The following is a 23,425-nucleotide window of genomic DNA, read 5'->3' as shown; positions in this document are numbered from 1 at the left end:
GTATGCCGTTATCGATTTAGAACGTTTTTGAGGAAAAGCTATGCATCCGCTAGCAGGCCAACCTGCAACTGATGAGCTTCTGGCCAATATCCCACGCCTGGTCAGTGATTACTATACGTTTCAGCCAGACCCGGAAGCGGCTGCCCAGCGGGTGGCCTTTGGAACCTCAGGGCATCGGGGGACTTCCTCCAATGGCTCCTTTAATGAAGCACACATTCTGGCGGTGAGCCAGGCGATCTGTGAGTACCGGAAGCAGCAGGGTATTGAAGGGCCGATCTTTGTGGGTATGGATACCCATGCCCTGTCTGAACCCGCCCTGATCAGTGCGGTGGAGGTTTTTGCTGCCAACGGCCTGGATGTAATGATTCACGAGGGGCGAAGCTATACCCCGACTCCGGTTATCTCCCACGCCATTGTTTCCTGGAATCGGGATCATGGGGCCCGGGGAGAAAGCAGGCTGGCCGATGGGGTGGTGATTACTCCGTCCCATAATCCACCGGAAGACGGTGGCTTTAAATACAACCCGCCTCATGGGGGCCCGGCAGGGACTGATATCACTCGTTGGGTGGAGCAGCGGGCCAATGAGCTGATTGCGGGCAATCTTTCCAGTGTCAGGCGGATGCCCTTTGCCCAGGCACTGACATCCGGTCAGGTTCATGAGCATGATTATATCCGGCCCTATGTAGAAGACCTCAAGCAGGTGCTGGATATGGATGCCATTGCCGGTGCCGGGCTCAAGATCGGGGTTGATCCCCTGGGGGGTTCCGGTCTGCATTTCTGGGAACCCATTGCCGAGCGTTACGGGCTTGACCTGAAACTGGTCAGCCAGAAAATTGACCCCACCTTTTCGTTTATGCATGTGGACAAGGATGGGAAAATCCGCATGGATTGCTCATCCGCCTGTGCCATGGCGGGGCTGATCAACTTGAAAGATGACTTTGACATTGCTTTTGGCAATGACCCTGACTTTGATCGCCATGGCATTGTTACCCGGGGTCATGGGTTGCTGAACCCAAACCATTACCTGGCCGTAGCCATCAATTATCTCTACACCCACCGCCCCCAATGGAGCGAATCCGCCCTGATTGGCAAGACGCTGGTTTCCAGCGCCATGATTGACCGGGTAGCCCAGGGACTGGGACGTCAGGTGTGTGAAGTTCCCGTGGGCTTTAAATGGTTTGTGGATGGCCTGTCCAACGGCTCCATGGCCTTTGGTGGGGAAGAGAGTGCCGGGGGCTGCTTCCTTCGCCGGGATGGGGGAACCTGGTGTACCGACAAGGACGGTTTCATTATGGCACTGCTGGCGGCAGAGATTACTGCGGTCACCGGCAAAGACCCGGGTGAGCATTATCAGGATCTGACCGCTCGCTTTGGTGCACCCGTCTATGAGCGGATTCAGGCGGAAGCCAATAGCCAGCAGAAAAAGGTACTGTCGGCATTGAGCCCGGACCAGGTAACCGCGGACCGGCTGGCAGGGGATCCCATTGTTGCCAAGCTGACCCATGCTCCCGGCAATGGCGCTGGCATTGGCGGGCTTAAGGTAGTGACCGACCGGGGCTGGTTTGCAGCCCGGCCGTCCGGTACCGAAGCCGTTTATAAAATCTATGCAGAAAGCTTTGAAGGCTCTGAACACCTGTCGTCTCTCCAGCAGGAGGCCCAATCCATGGTGGCGGATGTGTTCAAGGCGAACGGAGTGTAACTCTCGATAAAAACGACCAGGGCTGTAGAAGGGGGGAAAGGCCCTGGCTCTCACTCAGGATGCTGTATGCCGGTGAAGGACTTTAATGTCCAACAATAAATCAGGCAGAAGCCGGTCAGGGATGACGCTGTTTTTCAGACCTTAAGACCACTTTTTTCAGGAAGTAAAACCATGGCATCGGTACTATCCATGATTCTGGCCGGGGGAGAGGGCTCCCGGCTGGCTCCGCTCACCGGTATGAGAGCCAAGCCTGCGGTGCCTTTTGGCGGGCAATACCGGATCATTGATTTTGTGTTGAGCAACTTTATCAATTCGGATCTGCACAAGATCTATCTGATTACCCAGTTCAAGTCCCATTCACTCAGCAAGCACCTGCAGCGCTGCTGGCGGATTGCCGGGTTGGCGGACAAGTTTATTGACACCCTGCCTGCCCAGATGAACACCGGGAGCGACTGGTACCAGGGCACCGCGGATGCGGTTTATCAAAACCTGAACCATATCGAGTCTCATAATCCGGATCTCGTGTGTGTGTTTGGGGGGGACCATATTTACACCATGGATGTAAGGGATATGGTTCAGTATCACGAAAACAACGATGCGGATCTCACCGTGGCAGCCATTCCCGTGCCTGTGGACCAGGCTCATCACTTCGGCGTGATCGAAATTGATGACAATGGACGTATGGTTGGGTTTGCCGAAAAGCCCAGGGAAAATGTCAAAACCATTCCCGGTAACCCGGGCTATGTTCTGGCATCCATGGGGAACTATGTGTTCACCAGAGAGTGCCTGGTGAGAGAACTGCTGGATGATAATGCCAACGGTCAGTCAGCCCATGACTTTGGCAAGAACATCATTCCTTCTCTCTACCCCCGGGCGAAAGTCATGGTGTATGACTTCTCCCGTAATACGGTACCGGGCGGCATTAATAACGGTTACTGGCGCGATGTCGGCACCATTGACTCTTACTGGGAGGCCAATATGGATCTGTTGTCCAGCCACCCTCCCATTAACCTTCACAATCAGGAATGGCCCATCCGGACCTACATTCCACCTTATCCACCGGCACTCATTGCCTATGACCGTGAGCACCGGGAAGGTCAGATCAATAACTCCATGGTGGGGGTGGGCTCAGTGTTTAACGATGCCTACCTGGATCGCAGTATTGTCGGTTACAACGTCTACATTGGCGACAAAGCCCGGGTATCAGACGCGGTGATTCTGCCAAATGCCCGCATCGGTGCCGGAGCTGTGGTTCGTCGGGCCATCATTGACAAGCGGGTTGAAATTGCTCCGGGAGTCCAGATCGGGGTGGATAGAGAAGAGGATCTGAAACGCTTCAAAGTCACTGACTCGGGCCTGGTTGTCATTCCCAGAGGAGCGAAAGTTGGCTTCTGATTTAAACGTTCTTTTTGCGGTTTCCGAGCTGGCGGGCATTGTTAAAACCGGAGGGCTGGCTGATGTTGCTGGCGCTCTGGGCCCCTGGATGCGTCGGATGGGGCATGATGTGCGGGTGGTTATGCCCGCTTACCGCCAGGCTTTGTCTGAGCTTGCTACGGATGTCGTTGGTGTCGGCCAGGTGATGATGGGGGAGGAGTGTCTTGGTTTTGCGGTTCGGCAGGGGGAGTTTGACGGTGTCCCTGTCTACCTGATTGAGCATAACCGGTACTATGATCGCAGCGGCCTTTATACCCATAACGGCGAAGGGTTTGGAGACAACACCCAGCGTTTTGCCTTTTTCTGTAGGGCTGCCCTGGAATCATGCCAGATTTTGGGGTTCAAACCGGATATTATTCATGGCCACGACTGGCCATCGGCCATGCTCCCTTATTACCTGAAAACCCTGGAAGCCGGTAATCCGTTTTTTGCGGATACCCGTTCCGTGCTGACCATCCATAACGGGGCCTATCAACAGCACACCGACGCCGGGCTGCTGGACTGGCTGGGCATTGACCGTGAGAGTTTTCACCCTGGCTGCTTTGAAGACTATGGCCAGATCAATCTCCTCAAGGGGGGCATTGCCTTTGCGGACAAGGTGACGACCGTGAGCCCGAATTACGCCCGGGAGCTGCTGACAGACCTGGGTTCCCACGGGCTGGTGGACAGCATCCGCAGGCGTGCCCGGGATTTTTCCGGGATTCTCAATGGCTGTGATTACCAGCACTGGGACCCGGCCCGTGACTCCTTATTGCCGGAACATTATTCCCCGGAGAACCGGTCCGGCAAGGTGGTCTGCAAGCGGGTGCTGCAGGAAAGGGTTCATCTGCCGGTTTCTGCAGACCGACCGGTTTATGGTCTGGTCAGCCGTCTCACAGAGCAGAAAGGGTTTGCGTATCTAGTGCCCGCGTTGTGGTCGTTTCTGCAGGGAAGTGATGTCCAGGTGGTTCTCCAGGGTTCCGGGGATCCCGCCATTGCTGAAGCGCTTAATCAGCTGGTGCAGGCTTTCCCGGACCGGTGTCGCTTTGTTCAGGCCTACGATAATGCCATGGCCCACTTGATTGAGGCGGGCTCCGATTTCTTTCTGATGCCGTCGCTGTTTGAACCCTGTGGCCTGAACCAGATGTACAGTATGAAATACGGCACGCTGCCTGTTGTCAGGGCGGTTGGGGGCCTGGTGGATACTGTGGTGGGTTATGATTGCGGAGATGGTCCGGTTTCGGACTCTCTACAATCGGGTTCAGTGCAAGGTAAGCCTGGAAAAAGTGAGTCACAGAAGAAACTGGCTACCGGGTTTATGTTCGACCCACCGGAACCGGAAGCCCTGCAGAACTGCCTGTTGAAGACACTGTCTGTTTACCAGGATAAAGCACTCCTGAATCAACTGATCGATAATGCCATGGCCCTGTCTTTTACCTGGGAGCAGTCGGCCCGACAGTACATCGAAGTCTACCGTTCGAAATAAATGTCATGAATATAGCTGTAACCTCTTTTCCTGCCTCTGATCTGGAGGCGGGTGTTTGTGCCACCCCGTTCAGTACACTGGGTCTTCACTCCCACCCCACCGGCAAGGGCCTTGTGGTCAGGGCGTGGCGACCAGACGCAGTGGCGGTGGATGTCCTGGATTATGTGTCCGGAAAAATGCTGGGAACCATGGAAAAAAGGCCGGATGGTGTCCATGAGCTGCACTTAACCAGACGGCGTAAACCGTTTTTATATCAGCTGGTGGTTCACTGGGAGAATGGACACTGTTTTACGCTGTTTGATCCCTACCAGTTTGGTCAGTACACCCTGACACAGGGGGATATTGACTCGGAAAGCCTTTATCAACACCTCGGCGCCCAGGTGATGTCACATGCTGTGAATACCCGGAGGCGTATTGAGGGAGTGTTGTTCAAGGTGTATGCGCCCAATGCCAGGGCCGTTCATGTGGTGGGCAGCTTTAATGGCTGGGATGACCGACTGCACCCCATGGCCAGTGCCGACGATGGTATCTGGCGGCTATTTGTCCCTGGACTGAAACCCGGCGACCCGTATAAATATTCCGTTCGTGACCAGCAGGGCCAGCACCTGCCCCTGAAAACCGACCCTTTTGCCCGACACATAGAACAGTGGCCGGGGCTTGCCTCTGTTGTTCAAAAGGGTTCCCAGGCTGACGAGACCTTCCCGTGGGGGGATGAACAGTGGATGACAGTCAGGCGTGAGCTTCAGCCCGGTAATCAGCCCATGTCCATCTATGAGGTTCATGCCGGTTCCTGGCGCCGAAAAGACGATGATGGCTTTTTATCGTTCCGTGAGCTGGCCGGGGAGCTGATTCCCTACGTTCGGGAGATGGGTTTCACTCATATTGAACTGTTGCCTGTCTCTGAGCACCCCCTGTTTGACTCATGGGGTTATCAGCCCGTGGGGTTGTTTGCTCCCAGCAGCCGTTACGGCGGTCCGGACGATTTCAGGGTGTTTGTGGATCAGTGTCACCAGGCGGGGATTGGCGTGATCCTGGACTGGGTTCCCGCTCACTTCCCCAGTGACGACCATGGTCTGGTGAATTTTGACGGTAGTTGCCTGTTTGAACATCCGGACCCCCGCCGGGGCTGGCACCCGGACTGGCAGACCTGCATCTATGACTTTGGCAAACCCTGGGTTCAGGACTTCCTGGTCAGCAACGCCCTTTACTGGCTGGATGAATACCATATTGATGGTCTTCGGGTGGACGCTGTGGCCTCCATGTTGTACCTGGACTACTCCCGTAACGACGGAGAGTGGGAGCCCAATGTTCATGGGGGCAATGAAAATCTTGAGGCAGTGGCCTTCCTGCAAAAGTTTAATGACGCCGTGCACCGGAGATTCCCGGATGTCATGACCATTGCCGAGGAATCCACCAGCTGGCCCGGAGTCACCCGCCCGGTGAGTGAAGGTGGTCTGGGCTTTGACTTCAAGTGGAACATGGGCTGGATGAATGACTCTCTGGAGTACATGAAGCAGGATCCGGTGCATCGCCCCTATCACCATAACCAGATCACGTTCAGTACGGTGTACGCCTGGAGTGAGCAGTTTATTCTGCCTCTGTCCCATGATGAGGTGGTCCATGGGAAGGGAACGCTGCTGACCCGCATGCCGGGGGATGAGTGGCAGAAGTTTGCCAGCCTCAGGGCCTATCTTGCCTTTATGTACGCACACCCTGGTAAAAAACTGCTGTTTATGGGCGGAGAGCTGGGAACCGACAGGGAGTGGAACCAGAATGGGTCCCTGGACTGGCATCTGCTGGACGGTGACTCTGATGGCAAAAAGAGTCTGAATGCCGGTGTTCAGACGCTGGTAAAAGGGCTGAACCAGTTGCATCGAAACCTTCCAGCGCTGTATCAGAAAGATATAGATCCTGAAGGCTTTGCCTGGACCGTAGGGGACGACAGCAGTCAGAGTGTACTGGCTTTCCGGCGTTATGATGAAGAGGGAAGGGCAGTGCATGTTGTGTGTAACCTGACGCCTGTTGTTCGTCATGATTACCGCATCGGGGTTCCGGCGGCAGGAGCCTACCAGGAGCTGTTGAATACCGATGATAAACGCTTTGGTGGCAGCGGGGTCAGAACGGGTGACGCACTGCAGGCGGATGACATTGCCATGCACGGTCAGCCATGCAGTTTGTCGCTGACTCTTCCTCCCCTGGCCACAGTGATTCTGGCCAGCGAGTAACGCAACGCTTTAACATTGGCAGGGACTTTCATTGAGAGTCTCTGCTTTTTTTATCTCTCATTTTTCCCGTTCCCATGCTGTCAGCAAGGCGGTAGAGCCCGAAAGGCCGAATAAGTTATTGAAAACTCGATGGCTTTGTTTTTTCATGCCTATGCATATACCGGTATGGGCTGATTATCGGACCTGTTTTCTGACCGGTTTCGTTCAAGGAGGAAAAAATGCCCTATTATGTTTCTGGTTCCATCCGTCCAGGGGAAGTCGTAAAGGTGACATTCGACCCACCCTGGCGCACGAGACAACTTGTGCACTATACCTCCTCCCCTGAACCGTTGCCGGAAGCCATGGTTCGCCGGTTCCCCAAAACGGCGACAGTGGTACTGGAGCGGGGCCAGTTGAGCCCTCCGGATATGATAGGTAATCCAGGTAAAGCATTGATCAATGAGGCCTTGAAAAATCAAATAGAGGCACTGGAACCGGAACTTCACAGTTTTATCCCTGTGGATGTTCTTGATCAGAGGGGCAATCACCACGGATGCTATTACTACCATTGCGTACACCATTTTGCGGATACCCTGAATTATGACCGCACCCGTTTTTTAAGCGGCTTTGGCCTGGAGGCAGGAAAAGCAAGCCATTTTTCATTTCGAGACAATGACGGTGAACGCTGACCTATCATGATGCACCAGAATCGGGTGGCTAACCGGCACTTTTGGCGGGGTCTGAACAAACAAATGAATACTATTTTTTTGTTCAGACCTGTCAGGGGATTTTATCAAGCAACACCGTATGAAAGGGTGGAGGCTCGGTAAAGCGTGGTCTTAACAGGAAAATAGACCAGCGTACCGTTCAAGGGTGCACATCCAGAAGCGATGAGGGTATTGAAAATAACACTGGGTTTCGCAGGATCACAAAGTATAACAGTAGTGATCTATGTCAAATTATCATGCTCTGGTTGTATGCTACTGTCCATAGCCTGAAGCAGTACTTGATAGATAAATAGCAACTTTAACCAGGATCAGGGAGAGGTTTCGTTAGGAAAGGTATTCAATAAAAGTTCTGTGCATTCCTGCAGACCAAACCGTTTGCAGATGTCATGCCCTTAAGACACAAGAATGCAGTTTACACTTAATGGCCCTGGCTCGTAATTGCATGCTGCGATGTATCCTGTGCTGATTTGATGTCTTGTCTTTCAAGGAAGCCCAGGCTCATTGGGAACCGTTTTAACGATATTAAATCGGTCAAAAATAGTTTTCTTGATTCTGAATTTGCCCCTTTCTTGATACGTATTGCTTCTTTTTTCATTTGATGGGCTATTGATCAGGATAAAGGTTTGATCATGAAGTTATTATTTTTTGAGGGATTGAATAAAATCGGTAGAGCAAATATTGTACACTCTGTGTGTTCAGTTTTAATCGCCATCCCTGCTCTACTGCTATACCTGGCTTGGCAGTACTTGATGTTTTTTCTGGGTTTTGTATTTTCAGTGATTTACTTGTTTTCACGATTTAAAAAGTAAGGCTATCCTGTTATAAAATTATCGTTTTAAATAGGATATGTTATAAAAAACTGATGCTGGGAGATGTATAAACCAATTTCAGATATTCAAGTTGGTAAGTAGAGTTGTTGTTCAAGACTTGATCGACACCGTCCTTTCTTTTTTTACGCTCGTCTTCAGTATTCTCAGAGTTTAACAGGTATGAGAATTCAGGGATGAGTAGAAACCCCTCTGGTTAACTGGATGGCCGATGATTGTTTTCATCGGGTTAGTGCTTTTCAGTGCCTGCGGGTTTTACGGGGTAAAAATCATAGTAAAAAAGGTGTGCTATATCAGACAGGATTTGATCAGTATGTTATTAATTTATAAGAAAAATGTGAGTGGTTGGCTGGATGTAGGGCAAAGTGTGTCAGGTGTTATTCTAGCCCTTTTTTTGTGGCTTCATACGATGCTTGTGTCGTCTATAAAGCTGGGTGAAGAGGAGATGGTCTTTGTTGCAAAGACTATGAAGTTGAGCTTTTTAAGTGAAGAGGGTCGTGGATTCCCCTGGGTGGTGAGTTTGGTGGCTCTTGGTATTGCCATTCTGACGCTTTTGCACGCCTGGGTGGTAATACACAAGATACCACTGAACCTGGCTCAACAGCGGACACTTAAAAAGCAGATGGCTGTAATCAAACACAAAGATACCCGCTTATGGCTCTGGCAGGTGATTACCGGTATTGGCCTCTTTATTTTGCTTCCTATCCATCTTTGGCTGATTGGCAGTGCGCCGCAAATCATTGGTCCTGAGGGCAGTGCAAACAGAGTCTGGAATGAGGCCGGGTGGATTATGTATGTGCCATTGCTGCTTTGTGGGCAACTTCATGCTGCCATAGGCATTTACCGGGTCGCCATGAAGTGGGGAATGAATAAAGCAGTGAAGAACCGGGCGTGTTTAAAGAAAGTGATGATTACGTTTGGGGTGGTATTTTCGGGGCTTGGTATGGCTTCTTTATTCGCCTTTATGCCCTATGCAGGTTGATAGCTGAATGGTTAGGTGTTGGGGTTGTTGCTTGTAATCTGGCGATGAAAATGAACTAAAAGCCAGGAATAGCGGCCTATTCATAGAAAAAATAAAACAGACTGTAACCCGGTTTTTTATAAGCACTTCCACTGTGATGTCTGAGAAGACACCAGGAAGATTTATAAACTACCCGGTTAGCGCTAGGAGTACGTGTGAAACTGATATACACCGATTCCCTGGTTGTGGGTGCCGGGCTTGCGGGGCTCAGGGTTGGCATTGCTTCAAAGGAGCATGGCCTGGACACGGTTGTGCTGTCCCTGATTCCTGCCAAGCGCTCTCACTCTTCAGCGGCCCAGGGGGGAATGCAGGCGAGTCTTGGTCATACCGCTAAAGGGCGGGGGGATGATGAAGATGTTCATTTTCATGACACCGTAAAAGGATCTGACTGGGGATGTGACCAGGAAGTGGTTCGTATGTTTGCCCACTGCGCACCCAAAGCGGTTCGCGAACTGGCGGGTTGGGGGGTGCCCTGGACGCGGATAAAGAAAGGTCCCCGTCAGGTGGTGGTGAATGCCGAAAGGGTCACCATAGAAGAGGCTGAAGAGGCCCATGGTTTGATTAATGCCCGTGATTTTGGTGGTACCAAAAAGTGGCGCACCTGTTATACCTCAGATGGTACCGGTCATTCGTTGCTGTATGCGGCGGACAATAAAGCCATTTCTCTGGATATTCCTGTTCACGAGCGTGTTGAGGCGCTGTCACTGATTCATGATGGCAAAAGGTGCCATGGTGTTGTGGCCCGCTGCCTGATTACCGGTGAACTCCGGGCTTATCTTGCCAGGGCAACCACCATTGCAACGGGAGGGTATGGCCGGATCTATTCAGTATCCACCAATGCAGTGGTGTGTGAAGGAATCGGGCAGGCAATGGCCCTGGAAACTGGTGTTGTCAGGTTGGGCAATATGGAGGCCGTCCAGTTCCATCCAACAGCGATTGTGCCCGTAGGGATATTGACCACTGAAGGTTGCCGTGGGGATGGAGGCCTGCTCCGTGACAAGGAGGGGCACCGCTTTATGCCGGACTATGAACCTGAGAAAAAAGAGCTGGCTTCCCGGGATGTAGTGTCCCGGCGAATGACCGAACATATGCGCAAAGGCAAGGGAGTCGATAGCCGGTATGGACCTCATTTGTGGCTGGATATTACCTTGCTGGGCCGTAAGCACATCAATACCAACCTCCGTGAAGTCAAAGAGATCTGTGAAAACTTCCTGGGGATTGATCCTGCTGAAGAGTGGATTCCTGTGCGGCCAACCCAGCATTATTCCATGGGAGGCATTCGCACCGATGCGACGGGGCAGAGTCCGCATTTGAAAGGGTTGTTCAGTGTGGGTGAAGCGGCATGCTGGGATATGCACGGTTTTAATCGTCTGGGGGGGAACTCATTGGCAGAAACCGTTGTTGGCGGCATGATCGTTGGTAAGTACGTAGCTGATTTCTGTGAGGAAAATACTCTGGAAATCAATACTGCCCTGGTGGAGACGTTTGTTGACCGGCTGAGGGAGGAAATTGATGAGCTGATAGAGGGCGGTGGCTCTGAGTCAGCCTTTGAAGTCAAAGCGGCCATGCAGCAAACCATGATGAGTTATGTGGGGATATTCCGCAACGGGCCAGAGCTTGAAAAGGCTGTGGAGGAGTTGCAGGCGCTCCTGTTGCGTGCCCGGAACATGGGTGTTACCTGCAAGAAGCGTCATGCCAATCCAGAGCTGGTGGAAGCCTTGCGGGTGAAACGTATGTTAAAGGTGGCTCTCACCGTCGCCAGTGGTGCTCTTGCCCGTACTGAGAGCCGGGGAGCCCATGCCCGTGAAGATTATCCGCAGCGTAATGATAAGGAGTGGCTGAACCGGACCCTGGCAAGTTGGCCTGACTCCAGTGCGACAGTGCCCACTCTTGAGTACGAATCCCTGGATGTGATGAAGATGGAGCTGCCTCCCGGTTATCGGGGCTACGGTGAGGATAATGCTATTGCCCACCCGGATACGGAAAAGCGGGAACGGCAAATCACTGAAATACTGAGGGGGTTGGGTGAGCATGCAGATCGGCACGAGCAACAGCATGCCTTGATGCCCTTTGAAGTACCCGAGTCACTAAAAGACAAGAATGAGCGTTTGCATGATGCAGGATAACCGGGTTAAACATCACCAGCCGCAGAATCAGCCTGGAGCACGAATCCAATGAGTCAGGGCCGTATCTTAACATTGACTGTTTTCCGCTATGACCCCCAGGAACCCGGTGGTCAACCGTGTATGGTCAGCTATCAGATTGAAGAAGCGCCGGGAATGACGGTGTTTATTGCCCTGAATATGATCAGGGAGCAGCAGGATGCCTCTTTGCAGTTTGATTTTGTCTGTCGGGCCGGCATTTGTGGAAGCTGTGCCATGGTCATTAATGGTCTGCCAACGCTGGCTTGTCGTACTCTTACCAGCAAGTTTCCGGAGGGTGAAATTACGCTTATGCCTTTGCCCGGGTTTGAGTTGATCGGTGATCTGTCAGTGAATACCGGTCAGTTTATGCGGGAGCTGGCAGAGCGGCTTGAGTTGTGGTTACAGCCCGGGTCTGACGATGTGGATATTCATCGGATGGAAGCACCGATGGACCCGGAGGAAGCGGAGAGGCTGTATGAAATTGAGCGTTGTGTTGAGTGCGGTATTTGTGTGTCGGCTTGTGCGACAAAACAGATGCGGGATTCATTTGTAGGGGCCGTTGGCATGATGAAAATCGCCCGGTTTGCCCTCGACAGCCGTGATGCCCGTGAGGTGGAAGATTTTTATCATGTGCTGGGCAATCAGGACGGCGTATTTGGTTGTATGACCTTGCTCGGCTGTCAGGATAATTGTCCAAAAGATTTGCCCCATATGCAGCAAATTGCCTACTTGCGTCGAAAGCTGGCCTTGAGAGGGCATCAGCAGCCATCCGGGTGAGCCAACACATTTTTGTCAATGAGCGTTTAGGGGGGTGTGAAGCGGCAGCAGGGGGGATAAAGCCTTTGTTGTTTGGTTTCCGGGAAAATCGATTTGGCAAGGAGTTGCCAGAAGTGTCAGGAGAGAGAAGCTTCTGGCCAGCCTGGGGTTATTACAGGTGAATCTCTTGTGAGTTACTGTAACCGGTCATAATGGCATTTCTGCGATAACCCGCCGGGCTCCCTTGCACTGAGGATAACTGCTGCACACCCAGCAGTGCTGACCGGCATAAGGCCCTTTTTTCAGGGTTCTCAGGGTCATGGCTGAGTGGCATTTGGGGCAGGTTTCTGCAGGTTCCTGCATAAGTTCATCGTTGGTAACATCAGAATGTTGTGCCCCAGCCGTCCTGGGCAAAACCGCATCTTCAACGGTCAGCTCGGACACCACTTTACGGGAGCCCTGCATCTCATCGTCGGGAATCTCCAGTTCTTCAATGCCACAGGTGGCCAGCACCGTTCTTCGCAACTGTGGGACATCCCGATAGGGCTTCATTTCATACTCCAGCAGGGGCAGTTCAGCCGCCTCGCAGAGTCTTCTCAAGGTTTGGATGGCCCTTGAGTTATGGCTGGAACCATAGGGGATCAGTTTGATGACGCACCGAACTTCCATTTTCCGCCGGTGGTAAAGAACAAAGTCAAATTGCTGGATCCCGGCCATACGCAGGATAACGGCAGATCGGCTGAAGCGGCCGGCTTTGAGCACATCTCTGATGGGGAGGGATGGGAAAATCGCCAGGTGGCTGCGAACGGCAATGTCCAGCTGGCCAAGAAAAGCCCGGGTATCCGGTTCAAGCAGCGGCCGGTTAGTGGCAACCTTGAGCGGGCCGAAAGCCAGCCAGGCGAGTACCGCCAGGGAGATGATCAGTAAGGCTGAGGCGCCAATAAGTAATGGAAGGCTTTCCTGAAACACTGAAGAACTGCTCTTTATTCCGATCGACTTCGAATCAACGGCATTCCAGCCAATGCCTCTCCTTTCGTACTCTCTTTTCACAAGAAATGCACAGGAGAAATGCACTGTGTGCCCATGACAACAATAAACGGGCACAGACAATACCGCTTTCTATTGGATCAGTGAATCAGATCACGAAAAAGCACTTCATACCGAATCATTTCCAGCCATTGCCGGAAACGGCCCGGTTGTCAGCCCAGCGCCTCATAATAGCGGTTTGCAGCGACAGTAAAGAATACGTGTTTGCCCGGTATCCCTTATCCGGGCTATGCATCCATGCAAACTGTCTGCTGGCAAACAGCCCTACGCAGGAAGTGATTCTTCCTGGGTAGCTGAGGTGTCCTGGTTATTGCCTGAAGCGGCTGTGCCATTGCCATTGTCGGGAATCACCTTGGTGGCGATCAGCCCTTTGGGGCCATGGCCAATCTCAAAGCTGACCACCTGACCGGCTTTCAGGGTTTTGAACCCTTCCATGTCAATGACGGAGTAGTGAATGAGAACGTCTTGATTTTCAGTGGCTTCCTGAGCCTGGATAAATCCATATCCCTTCGGGTTATTAAACCACTTGACTGTACCTACCAGCATAGCTTCCATTTCCTTCTTGGTCGCTTCCATACAGCTTATATCCTTCAAATATTACATTGACGGAACTGCTGGGAAACTGCAACCCTTGTTGTTTTATTTTTGGTGTTTTTTTGTTGGTTCATAAACTTTCTTATTAACAAAAGTGCCATCCTTGCCACTTCTCCCTTCCATTATGCCCTGATCAAGCGGGTCAACCCATCAGGTTACCGGCAAAGGGAATTTACAATATAACACTATCAATAGCCTTTATAACAGCCCTGGCACCGCTTTATATACTGCCAGGGATGTATTCTTTAGATAAAAATGCCGTTGCATGGCTCCTCAGTTATTTTCAGGGTTCAGAGTAAGCGGCATTTTCCGCTCATGGCTGTTTAAAGCTGTATCACATATGTCTTATGTCGTGCAGGCCGGGCGAACCATTTAAACAGTTGCAGAGGGGGTGTGAAGAGGCAGGCTCACCGTGGAGTGAGCCTGTAACAGAGTAGCTTGTAACAAAGAGCCTACAGGGCTCAGGAAGCCTTTTCCTGTTTTTTCTCTTCCACCGGCAGGGTGAACATATCCTTGATGCTGTTTTCTTCGTCAACGGACTCCAGCCGCACATCAAAGCCCCAGAGCCTGCGGACATGTTTGATGATTTCGGTGGTACTGTCAGCCTCCAGAGGTCTGCCACGGTGCATGTAATGGCGCAACGTCAATGAGCGGTCACCCCGGATGTCCACATTGTACACCTGGATATTGGGTTCCCGGTTGCCCAGGTTGTATTGGGCCGCCAGGTTCTCCCTGAGCTGCCGGTAGCCACTGTCGTCATGAATGGCGTCAATCTCCAGATAGGGATTGATGTCATTGTCATCAATGCTGAACAGCCGCATATCCCGCATCACTTTGGGAGAAAGGTACTGCAGGATAAACCCTTCATCCTTGAAGTTGCGCATGGCAAAGTGAACCGCATCCAGCCAGTCTGTTCCGGCCAGGTCCGGGAACCACTCGCGGTCTTCATCGGTGGGTTCTTCACAGATCCGGCGGATATCCCGGAAGATATTGAAGCCCAGGGTATAGGGGTTGATGCCGCTGTACCTGGGGTCATCAAAGTCCGGCTGGAACACCACGCTGGAGTGGGAGTGGAGAAATTCCATGATAAAGCCTTCGGTGATCAGGCCTTCATCGTACATTTCATGCATCAGGTGGTAATGCCAGAACGAAGCCCAGCCTTCGTTCATCACCTGGGTCTGGCGTTGGGGATAAAAATACTGGGCGACCTTGCGGACAATCCGGATGATCTCCCGTTGCCAGGTTTCCAGTAGAGGGGCGTTCTTTTCGATGAAGTAGAGCAGGTTTTCTTCCGGGTCTTTCGGGAAGCGTACTTCCTGCTTTTCCTGCTCACTTTCCCGAACCGGGATGGTACGCCAGAGGTCGTTCAGGTTTCTCTGGATATACTCTTCCCGCTCCTGGGCCATGGCCTTTTCCTGCTCCGCCGACATGGGTTTCGGCCGGACATAGCGATTCACCCCCTGGTTCATCAGGGCGTGGCAAGCATCCATCAATTCCTCTACGGCGGTAATGCCGTATTTTTCCTCACACTGGGCCACGTAGTTCTTGGCAAACAGCAGGTAGTCGATGATGGAGCTGGCATCGGTCCACTGCCGGAACAGATAGTTGCCCTTGAAGAACGAGTTATGGCCATAACAGGCGTGGGCAATCACCAGTGCCTGCATGGGCATGGTGTTCTCTTCCATCAGGTAGGCAATGCAGGGGTCTGAGTTAATAACAATCTCGTAGGCCAGCCCCATGCGGCCGCGCTGGTAATTCTGCTGATTGCTCAGGAAGCTTTTGCCATAACTCCAGTGGTTGTACATCAGGGGCATGCCTACTGAAGAGTAAGCATCCAGCATCTGCTCAGAACTGATGACCTCTATCTGGTTGGGGTAGGTGTCCAGCCGGAACTTGTCCGCCAGGCGGGAAAATTCCCTGTCGTATATTTCCAGCAGCTCAAAGGTCCACTCCGAGTCTGTGGAGAGCGGCTGCTTCCTTTTGCCTTTTTGTTTTTCAATGTCCCCATCAGAAAGGGGCTGTCTGGTTTCAGCTTCCAGCATGACTTCCCTCCTTTTTCTCAAATAAGCGTCGGAAGGTTGGGTAGATGTCCCCGTAGCTGCGGATCTGCTGCATGGCAAAGTGACCCGGATGCTCCTGCTCGATACTCTTGTATTCATACCAGAGATTCTGGTGGTGACGGTCGGTGATCTCTACATAGGAGTAGTACTGACAGACCGGCAGGAGTTTCTGCAGGATGATATCCCGGCATTTGCTGGAATCCGCTTCCCAGTTATCGCCGTCAGAAGCCTGGGCAATGTAGATGTTCCACTCACTGGGGGAGTATCGATCCTGAATGATCTCATCGGACAGCTTCAGGGCCGTGGAAACCACGGTGCCACCGGTTTCCCGGGCATAGAAGAAATCGTTCTCGTCACACTCCCTGGCCTCACTGTGGTGGCGGATAAAGACCACTTCCACGGCTTCGTAGTTTCTTTCCAGAAACAGATACAGCAGCAGGAAGAAACGTTTGGCCATGTCCTTGATGTCACGGGTCATGGAGCCGGATACGTCCATTACACAGAACATGACGGCCTTACTGGAAGGCTGGGGTACTTTGGCCAGGTTGTTGAACTTGAGATCGAAGTCATCAATAAACGGCAGTCGTTTCAGCTTTTTATTGAGCACATTGATCTCTTCGCGAATCCGGCGCGCCTGCTGCTGATCCACTTCCTCCGGGCTCACTTCCATCTCGCGAAGTTCCCGCTTGAGGGTGCGGATCACCCGGCGGTCTTTGCCAGACAAAGCGATGCGCCGGGCATGGGCAGCTCGCAGTGAACGCACCACGTTCAACCGGTCCGGGGAACCGGCACTGGTGAATCCGGCCCGCTTGAGTTTGTAGTCGGTGCTGTCTTTCAGCTCTTTTCTGACCAGGTTTGGCAGCTCCAGGTCATCAAACAGGTATTCCAGGAACTCGTCCCTGTTGATCTGGAAAACAAACTCGTCTGCACCTTCGCCGCTGTCGCTGGCCTGACCGTCACCACTCCCCTGACCACCGCCACCGGGTGGGCGCTGGATACGGTCGCCGCTGTTGTATTCTTTATTTCCTGGGTGAACATGGCCGTGGTGTCCTCCCTGGCCATGGTGAAAGAAGGGCTCGTTCAAGTCCTTCTTTGGGATAGTGATGTCGCTGCCGCTCTCAACGTCGGTAATGGAGCGCTGATCAACGGCATCCTGAACAGCCTCTTTAACCAGGCTGCGATAACGCCTCAGAAAGCGCTGTCGGTTGACCGTGCTTTTCTTTTTCCCATTGAGGCGTCGGTCGATGATTAGGCTCATAAGACGCTCTCCCGATGATTATTGTCCGGTGGTAAAGGCTCTTTAGAGAGCTGAAGGCTCTTGTCAGAGTTGAAGGCCCTTTATCGAGCTTAAAGCTCCTGCCTATTGAACGACAGGAGTCATCTGGGTCGTCCCCTCCTCACAAGGCCGGTTCTGCACTCATGAGGAGTGGGTTGGTACCAGGGGTTACTGAGACTTGCGAACCCGGATATACCACTCGGACAGCAGGCGGACCTGTTTCTCGGTATAGCCATGGGCCACCATGCGGTCGACAAAGTCAGCGTGCTTGCGCTGGTCGTCCTGGGAGCCCTTGGCGTTAAAGGAGATCACCGGCAGCAGGTCTTCCGTGTTGGAGAACATCTTCTTCTCAATGACGGTGCGCATTTTTTCGTAGCTCAACCAGCTGGGATTCTTGCCGTCATTATTGGCCCTGGCCCGCAGTACAAAGTTCACCACTTCGTTACGGAAGTCCTTGGGATTGGCAATGCCTGCTGGTTTCTCGATTTTCTCCAGCTCTTCACTGAGGGCGGAACGGTCGAGAATATGGCCGGTATCCGGATCCCGGTACTCCTGATCCTGAATCCAGAAGTCCGCGTAGGTGATGTACCGGTCAAAGATGTTCTGGCCGTACTCTGAGTAGGATTCCAGATAGGCGGTCTGGATTTCCTTGCCCAGGAACTCAATGTACTTGGGCGTCAGGTACTCTTTGATAAACGACAGGTAACGATCCTGAATCTCTTCCGGGAACTGGTGCTGCTCAATCTGCTGTTCCAGAACATAAAGCAGGTGTACCGGGTTGGCCGCTACCTCAGAGGGATCAAAGTTAAAGACCTTGGACAGGATCTTGAAGGCAAAACGGGTTGAAAGGCCGTTCATGCCTTCATCCACGCCGGCCATATCCTTGTATTCCTGAAGGGGCTTGGCGTTCGGGTCGGTATCTTTCAGATTTTCACCGTCGTACACCCGCATCTTGGAAAAGACGGCAGAGTTTTCCGGTTCCTTGATCCTTGACAGGGTGGTGAACTGGGCCAGCATTTTCAGGGTGTCTGGTGCGCAGGGGGCATCCCTGAGAGAGCTGTTTTCCAGAAGCTTCTCATAGATATGAACCTCTTCACTGACCCGCACGCAGTAGGGCACCTTGACGATGTTGACCCGGTCAATAAACGCTTCGTTGGTTTTGTTGTTGCGGAAAGTCTGCCACTCGGACTCGTTAGAGTGCGCCAGCAGTATGCCTTCATAAGGAATGGCGCCCAGGCCTTCGGTGCTGTTGTAGTTACCTTCCTGGGTAGCGGTCAGCAATGGGTGCAGAACCTTGATGGGGGCCTTGAACATCTCCACAAACTCCATGAGGCCCTGGTTGGCACGGCACAGAGCGCCCGAGAAACTGTATGCATCGGGATCGTCCTGGGAGAACTCCTCCAGTTGACGGATGTCCACCTTGCCCACCAGGCTGGATATGTCCTGGTTATTTTCATCACCGGGTTCGGTTTTGGCGATGGCCACCTGATTCAGCTGGCTTGGATAGAGTTTTACCACCCGGAACTTGGAGATGTCGCCACCAAATTCATTCAGGCGCTTAACCGCCCAGGGGGACATAATGTACTTCAGGTAGCGGCCGGGGATGCCATACTCTTCCCGGAGGATATCGGCATCCTCTTCCGGGTTGAACAGGCCCAGGGGCGACTCAAAGATAGGCGATCCCTTGATGGCATAGAACGGCACCTTCTCCATCAACTGCTTGAGCTTTTCTGCCAGTGAAGACTTACCGCCCCCCACCGGGCCCAGCAGGTACAGGATCTGTTTCTTTTCTTCTAATCCCTGGGAGGCATGCTTGAAATACGACACGATCTGCTCAATGGCTTCTTCCATGCCATAGAAATCTTTGAAAGCCGGATACTGCTTGATGAGTTTGTTGGAAAAAATCCGGCTCAAACGGGGATCCCGTGAGGTATCAACGACTTCAGGCTCACCAATAGCAGTCAACATCCGCTCAGCTGCATTGGCGTAAGCCCCGGGGTCTTTTTTGCAGAGTTCCAGGTACTCAGTAAGACTCATCTCTTCCTGCTGAGTGGACTCATACCTCTGCTGATATTGTGCGAATATGGACATTTATTCTTCTCCTCGCCTGGTTCTGGTAAGTCTTGAAGGCGTACTGCTTAATTATGGTTATCAGGAGCTTTTTATTTCTTTGGACGACACCTGGTAGTGGCCATATCGATGTACGTACATTTACGTTATATAACTAATGGAACCGATAGTCTATAACTTTTATTGGCTAAATTAACGTCTTGATCTGACAGGGAATAATCGAAAAACAGGTAGCAGGGGAAAGGGTGGAAAATAAATGTATCCTGTCATGGTAAAACGTTTTCATAGATAAATCTAACAACTCCGTCGTTTACTAACGAATGTAATTTTAGAACGCTTCTGCTGCCTTTCTGAAAATAAAAACAAATCGATTTCGGTCTGTTTTTTGTACAGTCGAGTTGTAAAAAAACGTTGTCGCTTATTGGGTGACCAGATGCTTTAATTGAAAACGATCATAGTGCCAGATCCACAATTCAGGATTTTGTCGTATCACGGCTTCCATTCTGTCGAACAGGCGCTGCAGGTTACTCTGAATGTCCCGTTCTCTGTTGCCGGTCAGTTCCAGGGGAAAGGGTTCAAAGTGGCAATGCCACCGTCGTTTTTGCCCAGGCCTCTGCTCCTCGCCCCCTTTCTCAAGGGTGCAAAAATGAAAGAGCACTGGAACGTTCATCATCATGGCAGAGGTGATCAGGCTGGCAGGCGCCCGGGTCTCCATGCCAAAAAAGCGGACAGGCGCCTCATCAGATCGCATATCACAATGAAGAAAGAGGGCCTCTTTTCGTCTCAGGGTTTTCATGACCGCAACAGGGTCTCCACGCTGGATAAAGCGTATGCCCACTCGATCCAGCAGCCACTGCCCTGCAGCATTGAGCCAGGGCTTTTGCTTACCGGCCCCGATGACCGTAGAGACCGCTACCCCTTCCCTGCTCAGGGCCAGTGTGGCGATATCCGGTGGCCCCATATGGGGGGCGGCAATCAGAAGCCCCCTGTTTTCAGCCAGGATCTGCCGGACGGTCTCAAGGTTGTGGAGTTGATAATGGCATCGATGGAGCCGGGGGATGGACAGGAGGTAATCCAGGCCATTTCGAGCGGCGGATTCAGCCAGTTGGTCCAGGACGTTATCCGGTTGCTCTGGAAACGCTTTCTTCAACGCGGCACGGGCGATGGTTCCCTTCTTCCGGTCAACCAGTCGCCCACCCACTCTGGCCAGTTTTTGCACCAGGCATTCTGGTAAGATGGACAAAAAGCGCATTACACCGATGGACAGAGTTGCTTTGATGCGGTGGTTGGTGGTTTGATTGGGTGCCATCCTGGCCTCCTGTTTTGTCCGAGTTTGTTCTTGTGATTCAGGAAAGCTTATGGACTTTTAATACAAGACCTGAACATTGAAATCAATTGAGAGAGTGAAATGACCTTCCTTCTATACCTGATTCTTGGGGCTTTTGCCGGCACGCTTGCGGGTCTGTTTGGTATTGGAGGTGGGTTAATTATTGTACCGGTGCTGATCTTCAGTTTTGAGTTGCAGGGACTTTCTCCGGAGGTCCTCACTCACCTGGCGGTGGGCACATCCCTGGCAACCATTGTGATCACCTCATTAAGTTCGATTAACGCTCATCACAGCAAGGGGGCAGTGTGTTGGCCGGTCTTTGCCATGTTGACGGTGGGCATTCTGATGGGCTCCTTGTTGGGAGTGTATACCGCTATTCAGCTCAGTGGCCAGGTGCTGCAGCGTTTGATCGGGGTATTTGCCATAGCGGTGGCGGCCAAAATGTGGTTTGGTTTTCAATCGGGGGCAGGCTCAACAATGCCTGGGCGGCCGGTGATGGTCTTTGCGGGGGGCGTTATTGGCTGGGTGTCCAGTATTTTTGGCATTGGTGGCGGGACCCTGTCAGTGCCTTTTTTAAGGCGCAGCCACCTGCCCATGGCCCAGGCGGTGGGGACTTCTGCCGCCTGTGGTTTGCCCATAGCTCTGATGGGAACCGCTGCCAACATGGTGCTTGGCTATGACAATGCTCAGGTGCCCGCCCTGGCGACGGGGTATGTCTATTGGCCGGCCTTTTTTGGCATTGTACTGACCAGTGTACTGTTTGCCCGGCTAGGGGCTTTGCTTGCCCACCGGCTGCCTTCTGAGCAGCTTCAGAAGCTGTTCGCAATTTTGCTGGTGGTGGTGGGGAGCAAGTTTTTGCTTTCGTGAGTTTAGGCCTGTCAGAAGCGGTTACACGAAAGCACAGCCCTGCTCCAGGGCCTTATGGAGTCCAGGGGCATACCCTTGTTGATCACGGGCATTCAGCAGGTCCAGTTTGCACTGTTCTGGCAGTGAGCTGGCGAGTACTTTCTGGCAGAAAACGTCTGCGACTTTTGATTGACCTTTATCCAGGGCAGCCTGCAAGCCGGTTCTGTTTTCTGTTCCCCTGGCTGCCAATAGAGCCATTTTTTGGGGCAGCGGCAGTGAGCTTGAAAGGACCGCATCACAGAAAACACTAACCGTTTTGTGGTGGCCTTTTTCCATGGCCGTATGTAAGCCAGTAACCCCGGCGCCGTCACTGGCATTTAGCAACCCAAACTTATGCTCCACTGGAAGGTTGCTTTGATGAATCAGATCGAAGAATACCTTTATGGAATCTGGCTGATTATGACTGAAGGCGGCGTTGAACCCAGCGGTGCCCTCTAAGTTTTCTGCAGAGAGTAGTCGTACTTTTAGGGGTAGGGGTAAAGAGCAGCCAAGAATGATGTGGCAATAGGTGTGAATACTCGTTGGGCAACCGTGTGCAAATGCACAATAGAGCCCCGGATGGCCATCAGAAGTCAGTGACAGTAAAAGTTTTACTTTTTCTTCTTCGGAAAATGAACTGTTTAAAATCAGTTTGCAAAACTCTTTTATAGACCCCGGGTGGCTATCCAGCATTGCTGCTGATAGCCCTGGTAATCCAGTGGCGTCCTTGGATGAGAGTATTTCATGTTTTATCTGGTTTGGGAGAGTCGTATCGGCCAGGATAGACTTGGCCCGTCTCTTCCATTCAGCCTGTTCAAGCACTCCGTCATAGAGTGCAATGAAAAGTCCCATAGGGTCACCAATCAGGACTGTTTCTCTTTCAGAGGCTTTATCTGTCCAATCGGCGAGTTCAAAGACTGCAGATTGATTCTTGTCATCAAAATACAGGTCAATAAGCTTCTGGGGCAGAAAGTCATGAATACTGAGATGGGGGATGTTTTCAATTCTGCAAACGATCCTTTTATGTCGGGTTGTATCATTTGGATCGTAGAAGAGAATGATAACAAGATCATCTTTTATAATTAGTCTCATTGCCATGGCGTGATTGTCACTTAGGAAAAAATAGGAGGCTTCATGTCTTTTTTTGCCTTCTGCCTGGCGAAAGGTCGTTGAGCACACATGAATTAGTGCATCTGTGAAGTGACTTAAGTCGAAGTATATTGCTTTTCTGGTTTTCTTTGATTGTCTGAGTGTATGCCACTCATCATCTACAAACGCAGGGTGATTTTCGACTTTTTCTATGGAGTTGATTGACTCCTGCCCTTTTCCTTTTTTTGTGCTTATTGTCTTTTTTAGAAATGCGGTAGACCAGTCTACGCATGTTATTTCTTGGTTTTTACGAGTTCCTTGTTTAAATTTGGCTCGGCAATTCAGCCCTTTTTGTGATTCATGAGAATGGTAAATGAGGATTGTATCCGGGTTACATGAAAGGCACATATCTCTTTCTTTTAACGGGGGGGGGAGAGTCAGGTCAGCAGGAAAAAAAGAGCTTTGCCCCCATTGAATAACAGACGACACCACTTTGTGCAGGTTAACAGTATATTGACCCAGTTTTGCACCAAGATCGCTATTAGCTGTTTTCTGGACAAAAGGTCTTCCTTCTTCACGAAGTTTTCTGATTTTTTCACAATAATAGTGCGGGCTGCTCTCTATCATAGTGAGCCTCTTCTTCCTTGAAGTTCGATGTATTATGCCAAAGCGCACAGGGGGGATTCATAACCTTTGGGTTAGTCAGGCTAACAGGGTGTGAACTTTGCCAGAATCTTTGAAAACCGAGTCGTAGCCAGGGCATTGTGTATCTCTGACTGCGGTAATGCTGATTTTCAGG

The 23,425-nt window shown here is 51.8% G+C and carries 17 protein-coding genes; 10 read left to right on the top strand and 7 right to left on the bottom strand.

The window, feature by feature from the left end:
- Positions 1-40 precede the first annotated feature (40 nt).
- The 9 genes from pgm to ACNRUY_RS00890 all read left to right on the top strand — a co-directional run bounded on the left by pgm (position 41) and on the right by ACNRUY_RS00890 (position 12,460).
- Positions 41-1,699 (top strand): phosphoglucomutase (alpha-D-glucose-1,6-bisphosphate-dependent), encoded by a 1,659-nt coding sequence (pgm, locus tag ACNRUY_RS00930; RefSeq protein WP_488109759.1) that lies wholly within the window; start codon positions 41-43, stop codon positions 1,697-1,699.
- A gap of 171 nt (positions 1,700-1,870) precedes the next feature.
- The gene (glgC, locus tag ACNRUY_RS00925; protein WP_488109758.1) at positions 1,871-3,094 is read left to right on the top strand and encodes a glucose-1-phosphate adenylyltransferase; all 1,224 of its coding nucleotides are present in this window, start codon (positions 1,871-1,873) and stop codon (positions 3,092-3,094) included.
- On the top strand, positions 3,084-4,598 hold the full coding sequence (locus ACNRUY_RS00920; protein WP_488109757.1) for a glycogen synthase: 1,515 nt from the start codon (positions 3,084-3,086) through the stop codon (positions 4,596-4,598). Before glgC ends, ACNRUY_RS00920 begins: the two co-directional genes overlap by 11 nt.
- Positions 4,599-4,603: 5 nt before the next feature.
- A complete protein-coding gene (gene glgB / locus ACNRUY_RS00915) occupies positions 4,604-6,823 on the top strand; it encodes a 1,4-alpha-glucan branching protein GlgB (RefSeq protein WP_488109756.1) in 2,220 nt (739 codons plus the stop codon).
- Positions 6,824-7,041: 218 nt separating this feature from the next.
- Positions 7,042-7,491, top strand: a complete 450-nt coding sequence (locus ACNRUY_RS00910; protein WP_488109755.1) for an imm11 family protein — start codon at positions 7,042-7,044, stop codon at positions 7,489-7,491.
- A gap of 1,077 nt (positions 7,492-8,568) precedes the next feature.
- Entirely contained in the window at positions 8,569-9,339 is a 771-nt protein-coding gene (locus ACNRUY_RS00905; protein WP_488109754.1) for a succinate dehydrogenase/fumarate reductase transmembrane subunit, read from the top strand.
- Between the two features lie 194 nt (positions 9,340-9,533).
- Positions 9,534-11,504: a fumarate reductase flavoprotein subunit gene (locus ACNRUY_RS00900; RefSeq protein ID WP_488109753.1), complete on the top strand. Its 1,971-nt coding sequence runs from the start codon at positions 9,534-9,536 to the stop codon at positions 11,502-11,504.
- Between the two features lie 48 nt (positions 11,505-11,552).
- Positions 11,553-12,299, top strand: a complete 747-nt coding sequence (locus ACNRUY_RS00895) for a fumarate reductase iron-sulfur subunit (RefSeq protein ID WP_488109752.1) — start codon at positions 11,553-11,555, stop codon at positions 12,297-12,299.
- Positions 12,296-12,460 carry a hypothetical protein gene (locus tag ACNRUY_RS00890; protein ID WP_488109751.1) on the top strand — a complete coding sequence of 55 codons (165 nt, stop codon included), beginning with the start codon at positions 12,296-12,298 and terminating at the stop codon, positions 12,458-12,460. The genes ACNRUY_RS00895 and ACNRUY_RS00890 overlap by 4 nt, the downstream gene beginning before the upstream one ends.
- Positions 12,461-12,485: 25 nt before the next feature.
- Here the strand turns inward: ACNRUY_RS00890 and ACNRUY_RS00885 are convergent, their stop codons facing one another.
- The 6 genes from ACNRUY_RS00885 to ACNRUY_RS00860 form a co-directional block, all read right to left on the bottom strand.
- Entirely contained in the window at positions 12,486-13,328 is an 843-nt protein-coding gene (locus ACNRUY_RS00885) for a DUF2726 domain-containing protein (RefSeq protein ID WP_488109750.1), read from the bottom strand.
- Between the two features lie 261 nt (positions 13,329-13,589).
- Complete coding sequence (locus tag ACNRUY_RS00880; protein ID WP_488109749.1) at positions 13,590-13,901, bottom strand: cold shock domain-containing protein; 312 nt, start codon at positions 13,899-13,901, stop codon at positions 13,590-13,592.
- A 479-nt stretch (positions 13,902-14,380) separates the two neighbouring features.
- Complete coding sequence (locus ACNRUY_RS00875; RefSeq protein ID WP_488109748.1) at positions 14,381-15,961, bottom strand: SpoVR family protein; 1,581 nt, start codon at positions 15,959-15,961, stop codon at positions 14,381-14,383.
- Positions 15,948-17,237 (bottom strand): YeaH/YhbH family protein, encoded by a 1,290-nt coding sequence (locus ACNRUY_RS00870; protein WP_488109747.1) that lies wholly within the window; start codon positions 17,235-17,237, stop codon positions 15,948-15,950. Before ACNRUY_RS00870 ends, ACNRUY_RS00875 begins: the two co-directional genes overlap by 14 nt.
- A gap of 186 nt (positions 17,238-17,423) precedes the next feature.
- Entirely contained in the window at positions 17,424-19,346 is a 1,923-nt protein-coding gene (locus tag ACNRUY_RS00865; protein ID WP_488109746.1) for a PrkA family serine protein kinase, read from the bottom strand.
- A 397-nt stretch (positions 19,347-19,743) separates the two neighbouring features.
- Positions 19,744-20,634 carry a lysophospholipid acyltransferase family protein gene (locus ACNRUY_RS00860; protein WP_488109745.1) on the bottom strand — a complete coding sequence of 297 codons (891 nt, stop codon included), beginning with the start codon at positions 20,632-20,634 and terminating at the stop codon, positions 19,744-19,746.
- Between the two features lie 99 nt (positions 20,635-20,733).
- On the opposite strand from ACNRUY_RS00860, the gene ACNRUY_RS00855 reads away from it, so the two are divergent.
- Positions 20,734-21,519: a sulfite exporter TauE/SafE family protein gene (locus tag ACNRUY_RS00855; protein ID WP_488109744.1), complete on the top strand. Its 786-nt coding sequence runs from the start codon at positions 20,734-20,736 to the stop codon at positions 21,517-21,519.
- Between the two features lie 21 nt (positions 21,520-21,540).
- Here ACNRUY_RS00855 and ACNRUY_RS00850 read toward each other — a convergent pair whose 3' ends face one another.
- Complete coding sequence (locus ACNRUY_RS00850) at positions 21,541-23,253, bottom strand: ShET2/EspL2 family type III secretion system effector toxin (protein WP_488109743.1); 1,713 nt, start codon at positions 23,251-23,253, stop codon at positions 21,541-21,543.
- Positions 23,254-23,425: the final 172 nt, after the last annotated feature.

It is taken from the genome of Endozoicomonas sp. Z74, from assembly GCF_057680865.1.
Note: the sequence above shows the minus strand (reverse complement) of the source record. Positions and strands in the feature narration are given on the sequence as shown.